The organism is Alloalcanivorax balearicus MACL04, assembly GCF_025532145.1.
GTDB lineage: Bacteria > Pseudomonadota > Gammaproteobacteria > Pseudomonadales > Alcanivoracaceae > Alloalcanivorax > Alloalcanivorax balearicus.
This window is the reverse complement of sequence record NZ_ARXS01000001.1, coordinates 81,859-99,031: the sequence shown is the minus strand read 5'-3', so window position 1 is coordinate 99,031 and position 17,173 is coordinate 81,859. Positions and strand designations below refer to the sequence as shown.

The following is a 17,173-nucleotide window of genomic DNA, read 5'->3' as shown; positions in this document are numbered from 1 at the left end:
GCGAATCAGCCATGCCCGGCCGCCTCGGTAGGATTAGCCTGAAAACAATAACAAAAAGGACAGGTATTCATGTACGCAGTGATCGGTGCCGGACCGATGGGCCTGGCCTCGGCCAGAAACCTCAGTAAACAGGGTTTGCCCTTCGTCGGCTATGAATTGAACAACGACGTGGGCGGTTTGTGGGACATCGACAACCCGCACAGCACCATGTACCAGACCGCCCACTTGATTTCTTCCAAGCGGATGACGGAGTTCCGCGAATTTCCCATGGACGAGCGGGTGGCCACCTACCCCCACCACGCCGAACTGAAACAGTATTTCCAGGATTACGCCCGCCACTTCGACTTGTATCGGCACTACCAGTTCGGCACTCGGGTGGTCTCGGTGACGCCGGAGGGCGAGGGCTGGCGGGTAACGGTGGAAAAAGACGGCAATCAAAGCAGCCGCTATTTCGACGGCGTGCTGATCGCCAGCGGCACCCTGCACACCCCCAACCGGCCGACGCTGCCCGGGCAATTCGAAGGGGAATTGCTGCACGCATGCGATTACCGCGATCCCGTGCTGTTCAAGGACAAACATGTGCTGATCGTCGGCTGCGGCAATTCCGCCTGCGACATGGCGGTGGATGCGGTGCACCAGGCAAAGAGCGTGGATCTGTCGGTGCGTCGGGGCTATTACTTCCTGCCCAAATTCATTGGCGGCCGTCCGTCCGACGCCATCGGCGGCAAGCTCAAACTGCCGCGCCGACTCAAACAGCGACTGGATGCCTGGCTGATCCGCATGATCATTGGGCTGCCCAGCGACTACGGCCTGCCGGACCCGGATTACCGCCTGTACGAGGCCCATCCGGTGGTCAACTCCCTGGTGCTTCATCACCTGGGCCATGGCGATATCACACCGCGTTCCGACATCGCCGGCATGCACGGCCGCACCGTCACGTTCACGGACGGGACCCATGCCGAATACGACCTGATTCTTCTGGCCACCGGCTACAAGCTGGATTATCCGTTCATCGACAGCGCGCTCCTCAACTGGCGTGGCGACGCGCCGAGCCTTTATCTGAACCTGTTCCATCCACATTACGACAACCTGTTCATGATGGGCATGATCGAGGCCGCCGGCCTGGGTTGGGAGGGGCGCAACGAGCAGGCGGAGCTGGTGGCGCTGTATTTGAAGCGCCGGGCCGAGGGGCATCCGGCGGCGCGGGAGCTGGCCCGGTTGAAGCGCGAGCGCGCCGGGCAGAGCCTGGATGGCGGTTATCACTATCTGAAGCTGTCGCGCATGGCGTATTACGTGCACAAGGACAGTTATCGGGCCGAGCTGGCCAAACGGCGCCAGGCGCTGCAATAACAATAACCGGGAGATCGCATCATGGGTCCTGATACCCCGATTGATTTCAGCACCGGCAACCTGATCGTGCTCAATGTGATTCTCGCGTTGATGATGTTCGGTGTGTCCCTTTCCCTGCGCGTGGAGGATTTTCGTCGTGTGCTGCGCATGCCCCAGGCGCCGGCGGCGGGGCTGCTGGCGCAGTTCCTTCTGTTGCCGGCATTGACCTGTGCGGTGACCTGGTTGCTGGATGTGGAACCGGGTCTGGCGTTGGGCATGATTCTGGTGGCGTCCTGTCCGGGCGGCACCTTTTCCAACATCATGACCTGGCTGGCGCGGGCCAATGTGGCGGTGTCGGTGAGTATGACCGCGGTGTCCAGCCTGGCGGCCACGGTACTCACACCGCTTAATTTCGCCTTCTATGGCTGGCTCAATCCCCATACCCGTGATCGGGTCACCGAGATCGCCTTGAACCCCTGGAACATCCTGATGCTGGTGGTTCTGGTCCTGGCGGTACCGCTGCTGCTGGGCATGCTGACCGGCCGCCATTTTCCGCGCTTCGCGGTCAGGGCGCAGAAACCCATGCGGGTGTTCACCTTGTTGGTGTTGCTGGCCTTTGTCGGCCTGGCTTTCGCCAAGAACCTGGATGTGTTCCTGCAAAACGCTCACCGCATCGTCGCCCTGGTGATCGGCCAGAATGCCCTGGCACTGGCTTTGGGTGCCTTCGCCGGCATGGTGATGCGGCTTGATCGTGCCGACCGGCGGGCGGTCACCCTGGAAGTGGGTATTCAGAACTCCGGGCTGGGGCTGGCGATCCTGTTCACTTTCTTCCCGCAGGCGGCGGGCATGATTCTGATCGCCGGCTTCTGGGGCGTGTGGCACCTGGTCAGTGGCTTGATCCTGGCGCTGATCTGGTCGCGCAGTGCCGAACCCGCGCGATCCGGGTGGGAGGCATCATGAGTCGGGTGCTGATTACCGGAGCCGGCGGTTACATCGGCCGCCTGCTTGGCCAGCGGCTGACCGCCGGGCACACCGTGCTGGGGCTGGATGTGCGGGTGCCGGCGGATTTGCCATTCGAGTGCCGGCAGGGCGATATCCGTGATCCGGCCCTGGCGGAGCTGATGCGGGAGTGGCGCATCGATACCGTGGTGCACTTGGCGGCGGTACTGGAGGATTCCGGCGACCGGGTGCGTGACCACGACATCGACGTCAACGGCACCCGCAACGTGCTCGATGCCTGTCTGATCGCCGGCGTCACCCAACTGATCGTCACCAGTTCCGGCGCCGCCTACGGCTATCATCCGGATAATCCGGCCTGGCTGGACGAGCAAGATCCGCTACGCGGCAATCCGGAGTTCGCTTACTCTGATCACAAACGTTTGGTGGAAGAAATGTTGGCGGATTATCGCCACCGCCATCCGGATTTACGGCAACTGATTCTGCGGCCGGGCACGGTGTTGGGGGAAAACACCCGCAATCAGATCACCGCTCTGTTCGAGCGCAAGCGGGTTCTCGCTATCGCCGGCTGCGATTCGCCGTTCGTGTTCATCTGGGATCAGGATGTAGTGGGCGCCATTGCCCGCGGCGTGGAAACCGGCGCCGAAGGGATCTACAACCTGGCCGGCGACGGTGCCCTTACGGTACGGCAAGTGGCTTCGATACTGGACAAGCCGCTGTTGGTACTGCCCGCCGGTGTCTTGCACGCGGCACTGTGGTTGGGGCACCGGCTGGGGCTTACTGTCCATTCGCCGGAGAAAATCAATTTTCTGCGTTACCGGCCGGTGCTCGGCAATCGCCGTTTGAAGGAGGAGTTTGGTTATTACCCGCAAAAAACCTCCGAACAAACGTTCCGCTTTTTCGTTGAACGGGCCCGCGCCCGGGGGCAGCTATGACCGGCCACACCGCGACCACCACACTGATTACCGGCGCCGCTTCCGGCCTGGGCTGGGCGCTGGCTCAAGCGGCTTTTCAACGCGGCCACCGGCTTATTCTGGTGGACCGCGACGCCACAGCGCTCGCCAACAAGAGTGAGCAACTGGCCGCCATAGATCCGTCGCGGGTGACGCATTTCGCCCTGGACCTCACCGACGGCCCGGCGCGCGACCGTCTGATTGAACAGATCGCGGCCCGGGGGCGCCTGGATGTGCTGATCAACAATGCCGGCATTACCCATCGTTCGCTGGCGGCGCGCACCGAATTGAAGGTCTTTCGCCAGGTCATGGCGGTGGACTGGGAGGCACCGGTAGCCCTGACTCTGGGGTGCCTGCCGCTGCTGCGAGACAGTGGTGGCTGCGTGATCAATATTGGCTCCATGGCCGGCTGGATGCCGGTACTGGGGCGGGCCGGTTATTGCAGCGCCAAAGCCGCGCTGGCGCAGTTCTTCGAGGTGTTGCGCGGCGAAGTGGCGGATCAGGGCATCGGTGTGCTGATGGTGTACCCCAGCTTCCTGGCCACGCCGATCGAAAGCAATGCCCTGGATTTCGACGGCAAACCCGCCGCTCATGCCCGCTCCTCGGTGGGCAGGGTGCGTAGCGCCGGGTGGATGGCGGAGCGCGTTCTGGATGCCTTTGAGCGGGGTGAAAAACGCCTGTTCCCGGACCGCTTCACTTTCATGGCCAGTTTGCTGTGGCGGCTGGCGCCTGATCTCTACCATCGGCTGATGCGACGCCGCTTCGCCGTGGAACTGAATTCCTGACGGCCCGCCGGTTCAGGGGGTTGCCACTGGCCGGAGCGGCTCTGGTGATCTAGCATCGACGGCAGCAGTCAGGAGATCAGCAGTATGTCCAGTGTGGAAATTCGTCCGGTGAGCGGGATCGCCGTGGAACCCTGGTTGGATGAGTTGGCCGGATTGCGCATCCGGGTGTTTCGCGATTACCCCTATCTCTACGATGGGGACCCGGACTATGAGCGCCGTTATCTGGATCGCTATGCGAGGTCCGACCGCAGCCTGTTCGTGTTGGCGCTGGAGTACAACCGGGTAGTGGGCGTGGCGTCGGCATTGCCGCTGGAAGACGCGGACGAGGAATTTCTGGTGCCGTTCCAGCAACGGGGGCCCTCGCCGGAGCAGGTCTATTATTTCGGTGAGTCGGTGCTGTTGCCCGAATACCGAGGCCAGGGGATCGGCCATCGTTTTTTTGATTTGCGTGAGTTGTACGCCAGTGATTTCGGTTTCTCCACCACTGCTTTCTGCAGCGTGGTCCGGGCCACGGATGACGCACGCCAGCCGCCGGGTTACACCGGCCTGGAACCGTTCTGGCGCGGCCGCGGGTACCGTCCGGCGGCGGAATTGACCACCGGCTTTTGCTGGCGTGATCTGGGAGAGCAGCAGGAAACACGGAAAACCATGCAGTTCTGGTTGCGTGATGCGCCGGAATAAATGTAAAACTTCCCAGGTGTAGGACACCCTTCTCGCGCCCGTGGCCCGTGGCTGTCTATAGTCCTGGTGGCAACGGAGGAGCCGCTATGGATTGGTCTAACCGGGGAGCCGGAACTCTCAAACGTCTGGCAATCATTATTTCCCTCGCCCTGATCGCCTTGTTCATCGCCATGGTGGTGGCCGGGTGATTTCTCTCCTGTCGATGCCCTCGCCGGGCAGGTTCCGGCGGGCCAGCGCCACACCAATCTAAATTTCTGATGCAAATGCGTCATTGATTGGATTCCTGTCGGCCCATTTTCTGGGCCAAGATAACCGGCAGTTAAGCGGAATTTGTCTGTCCGCGTTTCGGCTCGGCTATTGGAAATCAGTGAAAAGGCCCGGGGATCGAGAATGAAATGGCGCAACGATGATCAGCGTTACGGTGTCGTCACCGTGGGGCTGCATTGGCTGGTGGCCTTGGTGGTGTTCACCTTGTTCGGCCTTGGGTTGTACATGGTGGAACTGGGTTATTACCACCCCTGGTATCGCAGTGCGCCGCACTGGCATCGCAGTATCGGATTGCTGCTGTTGGCGGTGGTGCTGGTGCGTTTGATCTGGCGGGTGCTGTCGCCGCCGCCGGCGGCTCCCGAACAACACCGTGCCTGGGAGAAAGCGGGTGCCAGACTGGCTCATTGGGCACTTTATTTGCTGCTGTTGGTGGCGATGATCAGCGGTTATCTGATCAGTACCGCCGATGGCGCGCCGATCCAGGTGTTCAATTGGTTCGAGGTGCCGTCGCTGACCGGTCGCCGCAGTGGTCTCGAGGATCTTGCCGGGGCCGTGCATTACTGGGCTACCTGGGCGGTGATCGTGCTGGCCGCGCTGCATGCGCTGGCGGCGCTCAAACACCACTTTATTGATCGTGACGATACCTTGCGCCGTATTTTCGGCCTGGCGCCCCGCCGGCCTTCATCCCATCGTTAATCCAAGGAGAACGACCCATGTACAAGCTGTTCACCGCTCCCGTGCTGGCTCTGATGTCGGCGTTGATGTTGAGCTCCGCGGCTTTGGCCGCCGATAAGCCCGCTGGGACCTACCACTTCGATACCGAAGGGCAGCACCAGTTCATCATGTTCAAGATTTCCCATCTGGGTTACAGCTGGTTGTATGGCCGCTTCAACGATTTCGATGGCGCTTTTACCGTGGATGCCGACAATCCGGAAAACAGCACCGTGGAAGCCACCATCAAGACCGCCAGTCTGGACAGCAACCATGCCGAGCGTGACAAACATTTGCGCAGCGCGGACTTCCTCGACGTGAGCGAGTATCCGACCGCCACCTTCAAGAGCACCGGGATCGAAAAAACCGGCGATGAAAGCGCCCGGATCACTGGTGATTTCACGCTGCATGGGGTTACCAAGCCGGTCACTCTGGACGCCAGGCTGATTGGCTATGGCGATGATCCCTGGGGCGGCTACCGTATGGGGCTGGAAGCCTCCACCACGCTGAAGCTGGCGGACTTTGGTATCACCAAAAACCTGGGACCGGCCTCGGAAACGGTGGAGATCATTATTTCTGTGGAAGGCGTGCGGCAATAGCCGCCGGACGCTTCAACAGGCCCTAGTGATTCGCTTGCACGCAACACGCTTACACGCAACACGCCAAACCCGAAGTCTGATCGTTGGCGGAGAATAGCGTGCGAGCGTGTTTGCGTACCGGCGATGATTGACTTTCCTAGTAATCAGCCCTTTCCGTCTCGCTACAGGGCCAGCAAGCATGGCGTGCAGGCGTGCAGGCGTGCAGGCGTGCAGGCGAATTCCGAGACGACAGTGGCAGGGAACAGACCCAGCGTCAGACCTTCCTCAAGATCACCGCCGGGTTTTCCGCGTACACCACCTCCCAACCGTCCCTCCGCGCCAGCCAGACGAAGGTCTCGGGTTTCCAGAAGCAAACATGGGTCGGGTCCCGCCGGTAGTGCCAGCGTGGAAAGTGAGCGTCGTCGGTGAGCCAGCGGGTCATCAGTCCCAGCCAGCCGCCGGGGCGCACCAATTGGGCGAAGCGGGTCCACTCGCGATGGGGCCAGTGCAAATGCTCGATCACCTCGGTGCAAGTGATGAAGTCATATTGCCGTGTCAGCACGCCCGCCTCAGGGTGATATAGCGGGTCATACAAAGCCATGGCAAAACCGCGTTCGCTCATCAAGTGTGCCAGCGCCGGCCCGGGGCCGCAGCCGTAATCCAGCCCTTTGGCGCCAGCCGGCAACCGTTCGGCCAGTGGTGTCGCCACCTGATCCAGAAAGCGGCGGTAGCCGGTGTCTCCGGGATCGTTCTGGTGCAGATCGTACTGGGCTTTTTCCTGATCACGATCAGGCAACTGGCTCTGCTCCAGAAAAGTCAGTTGGCAACGGGAACAGCGCCAATAATCGCGGCCTTCCACATTGGCGAAGAGCCGGGCATCGTTGGCCCGGCACAGGCGGCAGGTTACCTTCACAGCGCCAGCCAGTCGCTCAGGGCACGGTAGGTGCGGGCGTCGGCGAGCATGGCCATGTGGCCCATGCCGTGGAACTGAACCCGGGTCAGTTGCGGCGCGTCCGGATACAGGCGGCGGGCGAGAGCGCTGTCGACACCCACCAGCCAGTCGCCCAGCGGCTCCGGAGTACGGTGTTCACTCAGGGTGCCGGCCAGAAACAGATGCTGGATGTGGTCGTCCAGCGGCACTTTGCTGCGTGGGCGGGGTGCGTCTTCCGGCAGGCCTTGCCACTGTTCCTCGACCACATAGCCGAAGCGCAAGTCGCGGATACCGTCGGAGCGCAGATTACCCAGCCGCATCAGCGGGCGGGAATAAGGGGTTACCGCCAGCAGCCGGTTGGCCTGGTTACCTACCTGTTCCAGCAGAGCCCCTTGATGGGGCGAACCGAGGCAGGCCAGGTGCGATACCCGTTCCACCCAACGGTGTCCATGCCGGCGGGCATGATGCACGGCGCTGCGGGCGAGCAGGCCGCCCATGCTGTGCCCGATCAGGATCAGCCGCGGTGGCAGAGGCGTGTGTTCAAGCAGCCGGGACAGGCGGGCGCCATTGTCGGAAATGTGGCGGCCGGTGTTGTAGCGCAGATAGGCAATATCCGCATTGAAGGTACTTTCGAGACGTTGATTGAAGTGTTGCTGCGCGGTGTGCTGCCAGCAGCTTTCATTCATGCACAGGCCGTGCAGATAAAGCACCAGGGTGTCGCGCTCCGGCTCTGGCCGTGCCGGGTGCAGCGTCATGGGCAGGGCGTAGTGGCTGCGCTGGGCGCTGAGCAACTGGCCGAAGACGCCATTGAGGACACTTTGCAAATCGAGATAACTGACCCGGCGATAGGGATCCGCGGCCAGGGCGCCAAGGGCGGCGACTTCTCCGGCGTGGCGCAGGCCCAGGCGCACCGCCCCGTAGATTCGCGGCGCGGGCACATAGTCGGCGCCGCGCCAGCCCAGTGGATTGGCGATGGCGCCGTGCATGTCTTGCACCACCTGGGTGATTTCACTCCCCATGGCGGTGATCAACTGGGTCAGGCCGCCCAGTTGCCGTCCAATGCGCTTCATTCCTGGTCCTCCGCCAGGAAGCATAGCAAGGGCGCCGCGGGGCTCCCAGCGCACATATGTGACCGTGTGGTCACGATGGCCGACCTTATTGCTATACAATGCGCGGCCTCCCTCTCCAACGGAGCCTTCGATGACCCCTGAACAGCAGTTCAGCCGCTGGGTGCGCCGTGCCCTGGTGGTGTTCGCCCTGGTATTCACTTATGTGGTCTGGATGGACCTGCACGCGCCTTTGACCACTTTGTCGCGAGTGCAGCGTTATGTGGTGCAGGTGGCGCCGCAGGTGGCCGGAGAGGTGACCGGTGTGGCGGTGACCAACGGCGATCACGTGAATCAGGGGGACCTGCTGTTCACCGTGGCGGAGCAGGATTACCGGCTGATCATGGATGGCGCGGAACTGCGGGTGGCGGAGGCCGGGCAGGATAACGCCGTATTATTGGCGGAACTGGCCGGCGCCCGTGCCCGTGAGGTCAGCGCCCGGGCGACGCTGGAGGAAGCGCGACGGCAGCGCCAGCGACTGAAGAACCTGTTCGAGGGCGGGGCGGTGTCGCGCCAGGAATGGGAACAGGGTGAACTGGCGGTGGATAACGCCGAGTCCGAACTGGAGTCGGCCCGGGCCGCCATCCGCAGCCTGGAAACCCGTCTGGGCGAGGACAAGGAACACAATCTGGCCTTGGCCCAGGCCATGAACGAGTTGGAAAAGGCGCGGCTGGATTGGTCGCGAACCCGCATCACCGCACCGGTGGCCGGGGTGGTGGATAACCTGCAGCTGGAGTCGGGGACCTACGCCAATGCCCGTGAGCCTCTGGTCAGTCTGATCGCCGACGCGCCGGTCTGGGTGGCGGCGGATTTCCGTGAAAAGAGTTTGCGTGACGTACACCCCGGTGACCGTGCCGAAATCGTTTTCGATGCCTGGCCCGGGCGGGTATTCGAGGCCCGGGTGCAATCCATGGGCAAAGGGGTACGCGACGGCCAGGGCGTGCCGGACGGCCAACTGGCTCAGGTGGAGAATACTGACCGCTGGGTGCGTGACGCGCAAAGGGTACGGGTGCGGTTGGTACTGGAAGACAGTGAGGAAGAACCGCCGTTGCGGGTCGGCGCGCGTACCACCGTGCAGCTTTATCCACGGGATGGACTATCGTGGCTCAGTCACGGCTTCGGTTGGCTGCAGATCCGCGTTCTCTCCCTGCTGCACTACCTGTACTGAGCGGGGCCGGTATGGCGGCACGTGACGCTCACCGTTTGACTCCGGATCAATTCCGGCAATGTCTGCGTATCAGCCTGGGTTCCCTGATCGGGTTCGGCTTTGCCCACCTGACCCAGTGGAGCACCGGCCTGTTTTTCTGCGTTTACCCGGTGCTGCTGCTGGGCATGGTGCCGCGATTCAGCGCCCATGCCAGCTTGCAGTTCGTGGCCGCGTCGCTGGTCAACGTGGTGGAAGTCTACGTGCTGGCCGGCATGTTCGGAGACCAGCCGCTATTGATGACCCCTCTGGTCTGGTCGCTGTTCGCCATTCGTTTCTATTGCATGGCCAGCGGGCGCTTCTTCCTGTTTGGTGCCAATGGCCTGGTCTCCTCCAGCGTGCTGTTCCATTTCGCCAGTTATCCGGACATGGATTTCGGCGGCATGGCCAAGGCCAATGTGGCGGCCTCGCTGCTGACGGTGGCGGTGGCCTGGTTACTGTGCGGTCTGTTTCCGTCGAAGCAGGCCGCCGCGCCGCCCTCGCCACCGCAAAAGAACCCGGAGCAGTTACGACACCAGGTGTTGTTGGGGTCGACGGTCGCCACCGTCAGTTTCCTGGTCTTCCAGATTTTTGATTTGCGCGATTCGTTGTCCGCCCAGGTCACCACTTTGTTGATGTTGTTCCCGATGACCTATGCCGGCGCGCTGCAGTACGGTCGTGCACGGGCGGTGGGCGTGTTGCTGGGTTGCAATGCCGCGCTGTTGATTCAGTTGCTGTTATACGACTGGTATTCAAACTGGCTATTGGTAGGCCCGCTTTATTGGGTGGCACTGATGTTTTTTGCCCGACGGCATGTGCAGGAAGGTGCCAGTGGCGTGGGTTTCGCCGGCGCAACCACTATCGCGGTGATTTTCGGGCAGTATTTATTGCCACAGCAGGACGCCATTTATCAGACGCTGTACCGGTTCAGTTCCATTACCGTGGCGGTGGTGGTGGCGCTGACGGTGATATATATAGTCCATAAAATGCTCAATTTATTGCCTGGCACCCGTTATACCGTTTCGTAAAATCATCATGGATATTCGTAAAATCCCCGGAAAACGCCGGACATGTAGCTGACATAAAACGGGGAAAAGCCTAGATTTGCTGCAACGTTCATGGATACGTGCAAGGAGCAATTATGCGTACGTTCAGCAAAGGTTTTGTCGTTGTGTTGTTTGGTGCCCTGCTGGGGCTGGCTGCCTGTGATCAACAGGAAGGTCCGATGGAGGAAGCGGGTGAGAAAGTGGATCAGGCCGTGGACGATATGAGTAATGAAGGGACCATGGAAAAAGCCGGCGAGAGCGCCGACGAAACCTGGCAGGATACCAAGGAAGCCGGTGAGGATGCTCTGAACAAGACCAAGGAAGCGGGTGAGAACGCTTGGGAAAAGACCAAGGAAACCGGTGAAGACGTTAAAGACGCGGTTACCGGTGAAAACCAAAACTGATCTTTTCGTTGCAGTCTGAAAACACGCCGCCACCCCGGCGGTGTGTTGTTTTCCCGGCGGCGCCCGCGCCGTCGGCGATCTTCTTTTCCCGCCGCCGCGGGTGTCATGTCCAACCGATACAATCGGCTACATCCATTCACGCAAACGGCACTGTTTCCCTCTTTGGTGATTCCGGTCGAACTGACTAGAGTTACAACCCGGTTGTCGTGATTGTGGATGGCCCGGAAACAGCGCTCCGTTTTCCCCAGTGTGAGGTGGACCCATGGGATGCCAGGAACAGATCGATGCCGGGGGTTATCCCGTCGACCTCGCCCTGTGCGCGATTCAGGGTCGTGTGCAAGCCTTGCAGGAATATCTCGCGGTGTCCCGCTCCATGGGGCGCAAGCGGCATGCCCGCGCCAGGGAGCTGCGGCGCGATATTCGGCGGTTGCGGGCCTGGGCGCTGTACCTGAGTGAATCCCGGCGGCGGCCCTGGTGGTGGCGCTGGCTGAGCCATGGGGCCCGCCGTGGCTCCCTTGAGCCGGGCACTTCGGGTTCCGGTCGCAGCGGGCTGGGGGTAAGAGGGGTGCAACGTCTCAGTGCCTTCAGTGTAGTGGAGCGTGCTTATGCCGCCCTGCAGGAGGAATACCAGGGGCGGCTGCTGACGCTACGCCTGGCACAGTCCCGCCATCCGTTAACGAACCGTATCGCCGTCATTGACGAAATGGAGCAGCGCGTTCAGCTGTTGACCTCCATGAGGGCTCTGCTGGCCCGGCACCCCGCGGGCGTTACCCTGGTTTGCTCGGCGATCAGTCCGGCGCTGCGGATCCGCCACTGGCTGGGATTGCGTGAAGAGTCCGTGTTCACGGTGCGCCAATGATCGAAACGGGTCCGGTATTTACTCTGGCCGACATCAAGCAAAGCGGCAGCAGCGACGAAGAGGCGATGGCGCTGGTGTTGCGCTGGCTGGAGAGTGGCCGGGTGCGGCAGGTGGCGCCGCCGAGACCGGTGTTTGTCCGTTGCGCGATTGGCGAGGTTCTGGCCGATGAGCATCTGGCCACTGCCTTGCGGCTGGCCTTTCCCTCCCTGGTGATCATCGGCGGCTCGGCATTATGGCGGCATCAGGTCAGCCGGGAACGGGATGCCCGGCTCGACTGCGCGGTCTCCGAAGAGACCGACGGCTGCGTGTTCGCTTCCGTGCGCCTGCATCGCCGGCCCGTTGAATGGCTCCGGGAAGTATCTCTAGCCGGCGGCTTACGCGGACAGTGGTTGCGGGTGCCGCTGCTGTCGCCGGAGATGGCGGTGGCGGACGCCGCCGCATTCACCGACGTGTGGGTGCCCGATCGGGACTCGGTGGATTGGGATCGTCTCGACCCGGAAGCCATCAGCACGGCCCAGCGTATTATGCGTTCCCTGTCCAGGTAACCTGAACCAGGCCCGCTTGCGGTTCGCCCGCCTTGACCCTGTCCTGCCCGCGGGGTTATAAATGCGAATCGTTATCATAACTTATTACCTCTTTCCTCTATGACGCTACTTCTAGTGGTGGTGACCCTGCTGGGTGCCGCCTTGCTTTATTTCTCCGATCGGCAACAGCGGCTGCTGGCTTTGCCGTTACCGCCGGCGGCGCGCTTAGGTGGGCTGCTGATGACCCTGGGTGGTCTGGCGGGCTGGGCCGCGCATTGGGGGGTTGGTGTGGGGCTATTTACCGGTTTATGGGTGTTTGCCCTGGGGAGTATGGTGTTGCCGATGCTAGTGGGCCACCTGGTGGACGGTTACCGGGCCCAGGGGCGGCCCCGTTCATGAGAGCGCTGCTTGGAACCGTGCTGGGACTGCCGCTGGCTTTGATGCTGTGCGGCCTGCTGGCGGCGATACTGCCGGTGGACTGGCGGCAATGGCTGGTGCTGTATTTGCTGCTGTCCGTGGTCTTGTGGTCGGCGCTGATCACATTGGCCGCGCTGCCCGCCAGTCACTGGCGCACCGCGGTCTGGCTGGTGGCCGCCAACGGTGCCGCCTGGATAGTGCTGCAAACCACCGGACTTTATGGGGCGGCGCCATGAAAGCAAATACCCTGCGCAAACACATTGACCTGCACGGCTGGCTGGGCATGCTGGCTGGGCTGGCGCTGTTCGTGGCGTTTTTCGCCGGCGCTCTGAACATGTTCCATGAGGAGCTGCATCACTGGCAGGAGCCTTATGTCGCCGAAAGCGACGGCGGTGAGGGCGACCTCCAGGCATTGCTGGACCAGGTGCTGGCGGTCACGCCGGAGGCGGCCAAACTGATGTATCTGGTGCCGGGGGACGACCCGGTGGCCCTGTGGCAGGACGCCGACCAGGAATGGCAATTCGACCATGCCAGCGATTTCAATGCCGCCGGCGAACGAGTCAAAAAGCCGCGCTCGGAGCTGGCCGAGTTCATCAATGAGCTGCATTACAAACTGGCGCTGCCAGTGGTCGGCCTTTATCTGATGGGTATTATCTCGGTGCTGTATGGCGCAGCGCTGATTGGCGGGCTGGTGATCCACTGGCCAAAACTGAAAAAGGAATTCTTTGCTCTGCGCCATCAAGGCAACCTGCGGCGTTACTGGAAAAACCTGCATAATCTGGTCGGCGTCATCAGCTTTCCGTTCCACGCCATCTTTGCCATTACCGGTGCGGCCATGGGCTGTTTCGCGCTGCTGGCGCTGGTGGCCGGCACACTCGTGTTCGGGCCGCAATTGCAGGGGGCCATCACCGACGCCACCGAGGCCTGGCCAACACCGCGGGCCAGTGGTGAATCGGCGGCGATGGCTGGCGTGGAGGCCTACGTGGCCGCCGCCCGTGCCGAGTTGCCGGATTTGCGGGTGGATTGGATCGAGCTCCAGCAGTACGGGGACCGTAATGCGGTGGTGGATGTGGCCGGGTCCGTGCCCGGGTGGATCGCTCATCACGCCCACGTGGTGCTGGCCGGTGATGACGCCCGCACCCTGACCGTCACCAGCCCCGGCAACCGGCCGTTCAACCATGCCGCTTTGTCACCAGTGTACTCCCTGCATTTCGGCGACTATGGCGGATTGCTGGTGCGTAGCCTGTACTTCGTTCTCGGTCTGTTGGGGTGCCTGTTGTTCTTTTCCGGCAATGTGATGTGGGCCGAACGGCGCACCGACCGCCAGGGGCCGAGCCGGTCCGCCATCATCATGCTGCGGGTGACGCTGGGGGTGACTTTTGGCGTGATGGCGGGGCTCGCGGTGAGTTGTCTCGCCAACAAGGTGGTCAGCCATTCACCATGGGCCGGTGCCGTGGCCTGGTCGGAAAAAGGCGCTTTCCTGGCGGTGCTGCTGCTGACCCTGCTGCTTGCCCTGCGGGCAGCGCCACTGGCCATGTGCCGGTGGGGACTGCGCGGCTGTATCGCGCTGTACCTGCTGGTTCCTTTGGTACAAGGCGGGCTGGAAGGGTTCGCTTCCTGGCGTGAGCCCCACATCCATCTGGTCAACACCGCCTTGTGGGCGGTGGCGGCCAGCCTGGCGGCGGTGGAGTGGCTGCGGGTGCGGCGCTTGCGCCGGGCCGGGCCACATCCGCTGTGGGTGCCCGCCCCACCGGCTCCGGCCAGTGAGGCGGAGCTGGCCAGCTCCTGATACAAACCGGCTCTGGCATCATCGCCGGGTCTGGCGCATCCTGCCTCCTCTGTCGATGGCGAGCGAGGATCGAAAGCGGATGAGTCTGGAACAGGAGTGGGCGGGTTTGACGCCCCGGGATGCCATCGCCTTGCAGCGGAAAACCGCCACCGCCGTGATCACCGAGGACCAGCTTCCCGTGGTGCGTACCGTGGCCGGCGTGGATGTGGGTTTCGAGAACAAGCACACCGCCCGTGCCGCGGTGGTGGTACTGGACGCCGCTACCCTGGAGCCAGTGGACCATGCCCTGGCGCGCCTGCCGGTTTCTTTCCCTTATGTGCCCGGTTTGTTGTCCTTCCGCGAATGCCCCGTGGTCCTGCGGGCGCTGGCGTCGCTGAAGGTCACACCGGATCTTTTACTGTGTGACGGTCAGGGTATCGCCCACCCGCGTCGTCTGGGGGTGGCCTCCCACCTTGGTGTGCTGACCGGCCTGCCCAGTATCGGCGTGGCGAAAAGCCGGCTGGTCGGTACTCATGACCCGGTGCCGGACCGGCGCGGTGCCTGGGTGCCTCTACGTGATGGCGATGAGGTGATCGGCGCGGTGCTGCGAACCCGGCAAGGGGTCAAGCCGTTGTTCATCTCGCCGGGCCATCGCCTTTCCCTGGCCACCGCGCTGGAGTGGGTAATGGCCTGTGTCACCCGCTACCGTCTGCCGGAAACCACCCGCTGGGCCGATGGGCTGGCCTCCAATCGCGGTCAACGTTGGCTGGATCGCCTGAAATAGCCCGGCCTGCTAATCTGCCACTTTGTCCGGCGAAGTGCCGGTATGACCAGGACACGGAATGGAGAGTTGTATGTATTGTCGACCCCGCACCCAATGGCGCTGGATGACGCTGGTGTTGTGTTTGTCATTCGGGAGTGCCGTTCAGGCCCAGGAGGCGCGCTACGACGCGCCCAGGGCCGTGGTCGGCCCCCTGCCGTATCTGGGTGTGCACGGACTGGGTGTGGACGCTGAAGGGCGCTTGTACGCCGGCAGCGTGGTGGGACAATCGCTTAATCGCGTGGACATCAACAGCGGCAAGGTGACGGTGTTTGAAGGGCCGGATGAGGGCATGGCCGACGACGTCGCCTTCGGGCCCGACGGCGAAATGGCCTGGACCTCTTACCTCAGCGGTATTCTGCGCATTCGCGATGCCGATGGCGAAGTGCGTGACGCCGCCCTTGGCCTGCCCGGCATCAATTCCCTGGCTTACAACAAGGAAGGCCGGTTGTTCGCCACCCAGGTGTTCATGGGGGATGCGCTCTACGAAATCGACCGCCAGGGTGAAGCGCCGGTACGCAAGATCAAGGAAGACATGGGCGGCCTCAATGGTTTCGAATTCGGCGCCGACGGCAAGCTGTACGGGCCGTTGTGGTTCAAGGGCAAAGTGGTTCGCGTGGACGTGGACAGCGGCAAGATGGAAACCGTGGCGCGGGATTTCCAGGTCCCGGCGGCGGTGAATTTCGATGCCGAAGGGCGGCTCTACGTGGTGGATACCAAAACCGGCGAGCTGGTGCGGGTGGATGTGGACAGTGGCGCCAAAACCACCGTGGCCACACTGAAACCGGCCCTGGATAACCTGGCCGTGGACCACAAACGCAAGCGTATCTATGTCTCCAACATGGCGGACAATTCGATCCAGGAAGTGGACCCGGAAAGCGGCAAGGTCCGCACCCTGGTGCGTTCGGATCTGGCCGCGCCGGCGGGGCTTTCGGTGGTTGGCGATGATATCTACATCGCCGATGTGTTCGCCTTGCGCCGCTATGCAGTGGGCGAAGGCGAGGTGCATGAGCTGGCGCGGGTATGGGGCTCGGACCTGGAATACCCGATGAACATCTGGGCGGATCAGGACACCGTGGTCACCGCCAGCTGGGCCGCCGGCGTGGTGCAGGAATTCGATCGGCACAGCGGTGAATTAAAGTGCTCCCTGCATGAGTTCAAGGCGCCGCACGATGTGGTCCGTCTTAACGACGGCAGCCTGCTGGTGGCGGAGCTGGCCAGTGGCGATCTGGTGCGGGTGTCCGGCGAGGAAGGCAAGAAAAGGGATGTGGTGGTTGAGGACCTGGAAGGACCGGCCGGCTTGTCCCTGAACAAAGACGGCTCGGCGCTGTATGTGGCCGATGCCGGCGGCAATCTGTGGGCGTTCGATACCGAGGATTGGTCCCGCCGCCTGATCCGCGACGACCTGGTCTTGCCGGAAGGCATCGATCTGACCCGGGAAGGCAAGCTGCTGGTGATGGAAGTGGGCAAGCGCCGTCTGCTGGAAGTGGACCCGGTCCGGGGCGACCAGCGAGTGCTGGCGGAGGAACTGCCGGTGGGGCTGCCCCAGCTTCAGGGCCTGCCGCCCACCGGCGTCTTCAATGATGTGGTGGAAGCCGCCAACGGCGACCTCTACTTCAGTGCCGACCGCAAGGGCGGCCTGTATCGTATGAAGCGGCGCTGAGAGCGAAGATACATCGCCTGGCCGTTTCCATGGAGCCGACTACGAAGTCGCTGTGGGAGCTTGCTTGCAAGCGAATCTACTGCGTCCAAAGAATTCGCTTGCAAGCAAGCTCCCACAGTGGCTTCGTAGGAACCTCTGCATCCATGTTTCCAAGGCCGGCAAATGCAGGCTTTGGGTGTGGCGCGCCAGCG

At 62.4% G+C, this 17,173-nt stretch carries 19 protein-coding genes; 17 read left to right on the top strand and 2 right to left on the bottom strand.

Features of this window, described 5'->3' with window-relative positions; translation table 11 throughout:
• Positions 1–69: 69 nt before the first annotated feature.
• The 7 genes from MA04_RS00475 (at position 70) to MA04_RS00445 (ending at position 6,282) form a co-directional block, all read left to right on the top strand.
• Positions 70–1,350 (top strand): flavin-containing monooxygenase, encoded by a 1,281-nt coding sequence (locus MA04_RS00475; RefSeq protein WP_163126700.1) that lies wholly within the window; start codon positions 70–72, stop codon positions 1,348–1,350.
• A 21-nt stretch (positions 1,351–1,371) separates the two neighbouring features.
• Complete coding sequence (locus MA04_RS00470) at positions 1,372–2,289, top strand: bile acid:sodium symporter family protein (RefSeq protein ID WP_262459073.1); 918 nt, start codon at positions 1,372–1,374, stop codon at positions 2,287–2,289.
• On the top strand, positions 2,286–3,221 hold the full coding sequence (locus tag MA04_RS00465) for an SDR family oxidoreductase (protein WP_262459072.1): 936 nt from the start codon (positions 2,286–2,288) through the stop codon (positions 3,219–3,221). The genes MA04_RS00470 and MA04_RS00465 overlap by 4 nt, the downstream gene beginning before the upstream one ends.
• On the top strand, positions 3,218–4,024 hold the full coding sequence (locus tag MA04_RS00460) for an SDR family NAD(P)-dependent oxidoreductase (RefSeq protein WP_262459071.1): 807 nt from the start codon (positions 3,218–3,220) through the stop codon (positions 4,022–4,024). Before MA04_RS00465 ends, MA04_RS00460 begins: the two co-directional genes overlap by 4 nt.
• 84 nt (positions 4,025–4,108) lie before the next feature.
• Entirely contained in the window at positions 4,109–4,705 is a 597-nt protein-coding gene (locus MA04_RS00455) for a GNAT family N-acetyltransferase (RefSeq protein ID WP_163126696.1), read from the top strand.
• Between the two features lie 390 nt (positions 4,706–5,095).
• Complete coding sequence (locus tag MA04_RS00450; RefSeq protein WP_163126695.1) at positions 5,096–5,668, top strand: cytochrome b; 573 nt, start codon at positions 5,096–5,098, stop codon at positions 5,666–5,668.
• A gap of 17 nt (positions 5,669–5,685) precedes the next feature.
• The gene (locus MA04_RS00445) at positions 5,686–6,282 is read left to right on the top strand and encodes a YceI family protein (RefSeq protein ID WP_262459070.1); all 597 of its coding nucleotides are present in this window, start codon (positions 5,686–5,688) and stop codon (positions 6,280–6,282) included.
• 253 nt (positions 6,283–6,535) lie between these two features.
• Here MA04_RS00445 and MA04_RS00440 read toward each other — a convergent pair whose 3' ends face one another.
• Positions 6,536–7,174: a class I SAM-dependent methyltransferase gene (locus MA04_RS00440; RefSeq protein WP_262459069.1), complete on the bottom strand. Its 639-nt coding sequence runs from the start codon at positions 7,172–7,174 to the stop codon at positions 6,536–6,538.
• Positions 7,171–8,262, bottom strand: coding sequence for a GPI inositol-deacylase (locus MA04_RS00435; RefSeq protein WP_262459068.1), 1,092 nt, complete (start codon positions 8,260–8,262; stop codon positions 7,171–7,173). Before MA04_RS00435 ends, MA04_RS00440 begins: the two co-directional genes overlap by 4 nt.
• A gap of 130 nt (positions 8,263–8,392) precedes the next feature.
• On the opposite strand from MA04_RS00435, the gene MA04_RS00430 reads away from it, so the two are divergent.
• The 10 genes from MA04_RS00430 to MA04_RS00385 all read left to right on the top strand — a co-directional run bounded on the left by MA04_RS00430 (position 8,393) and on the right by MA04_RS00385 (position 16,982).
• Complete coding sequence (locus MA04_RS00430) at positions 8,393–9,466, top strand: HlyD family secretion protein (RefSeq protein ID WP_262459067.1); 1,074 nt, start codon at positions 8,393–8,395, stop codon at positions 9,464–9,466.
• Positions 9,467–9,477: 11 nt separating this feature from the next.
• Entirely contained in the window at positions 9,478–10,509 is a 1,032-nt protein-coding gene (locus MA04_RS00425) for a DUF2955 domain-containing protein (protein ID WP_262459066.1), read from the top strand.
• A gap of 113 nt (positions 10,510–10,622) precedes the next feature.
• Entirely contained in the window at positions 10,623–10,931 is a 309-nt protein-coding gene (locus tag MA04_RS00420) for a hypothetical protein (RefSeq protein WP_163126691.1), read from the top strand.
• Between the two features lie 262 nt (positions 10,932–11,193).
• Positions 11,194–11,790 carry a hypothetical protein gene (locus MA04_RS00415; protein ID WP_262459065.1) on the top strand — a complete coding sequence of 199 codons (597 nt, stop codon included), beginning with the start codon at positions 11,194–11,196 and terminating at the stop codon, positions 11,788–11,790.
• A complete protein-coding gene (locus tag MA04_RS00410; RefSeq protein WP_262459064.1) occupies positions 11,787–12,335 on the top strand; it encodes a hypothetical protein in 549 nt (182 codons plus the stop codon). The genes MA04_RS00415 and MA04_RS00410 overlap by 4 nt, the downstream gene beginning before the upstream one ends.
• Before the next feature lie 99 nt (positions 12,336–12,434).
• Complete coding sequence (locus MA04_RS00405; protein ID WP_163126688.1) at positions 12,435–12,713, top strand: hypothetical protein; 279 nt, start codon at positions 12,435–12,437, stop codon at positions 12,711–12,713.
• On the top strand, positions 12,710–12,967 hold the full coding sequence (locus MA04_RS00400; RefSeq protein ID WP_163126687.1) for a hypothetical protein: 258 nt from the start codon (positions 12,710–12,712) through the stop codon (positions 12,965–12,967). Before MA04_RS00405 ends, MA04_RS00400 begins: the two co-directional genes overlap by 4 nt.
• Positions 12,964–14,520: a PepSY-associated TM helix domain-containing protein gene (locus MA04_RS00395; protein WP_262459063.1), complete on the top strand. Its 1,557-nt coding sequence runs from the start codon at positions 12,964–12,966 to the stop codon at positions 14,518–14,520. The genes MA04_RS00400 and MA04_RS00395 overlap by 4 nt, the downstream gene beginning before the upstream one ends.
• Before the next feature lie 79 nt (positions 14,521–14,599).
• Positions 14,600–15,283 carry a deoxyribonuclease V gene (nfi, locus tag MA04_RS00390; protein WP_063141189.1) on the top strand — a complete coding sequence of 228 codons (684 nt, stop codon included), beginning with the start codon at positions 14,600–14,602 and terminating at the stop codon, positions 15,281–15,283.
• A gap of 70 nt (positions 15,284–15,353) precedes the next feature.
• Positions 15,354–16,982: an SMP-30/gluconolactonase/LRE family protein gene (locus tag MA04_RS00385; protein WP_262459062.1), complete on the top strand. Its 1,629-nt coding sequence runs from the start codon at positions 15,354–15,356 to the stop codon at positions 16,980–16,982.
• The last annotated feature ends 191 nt before the right edge of the window (positions 16,983–17,173 follow it).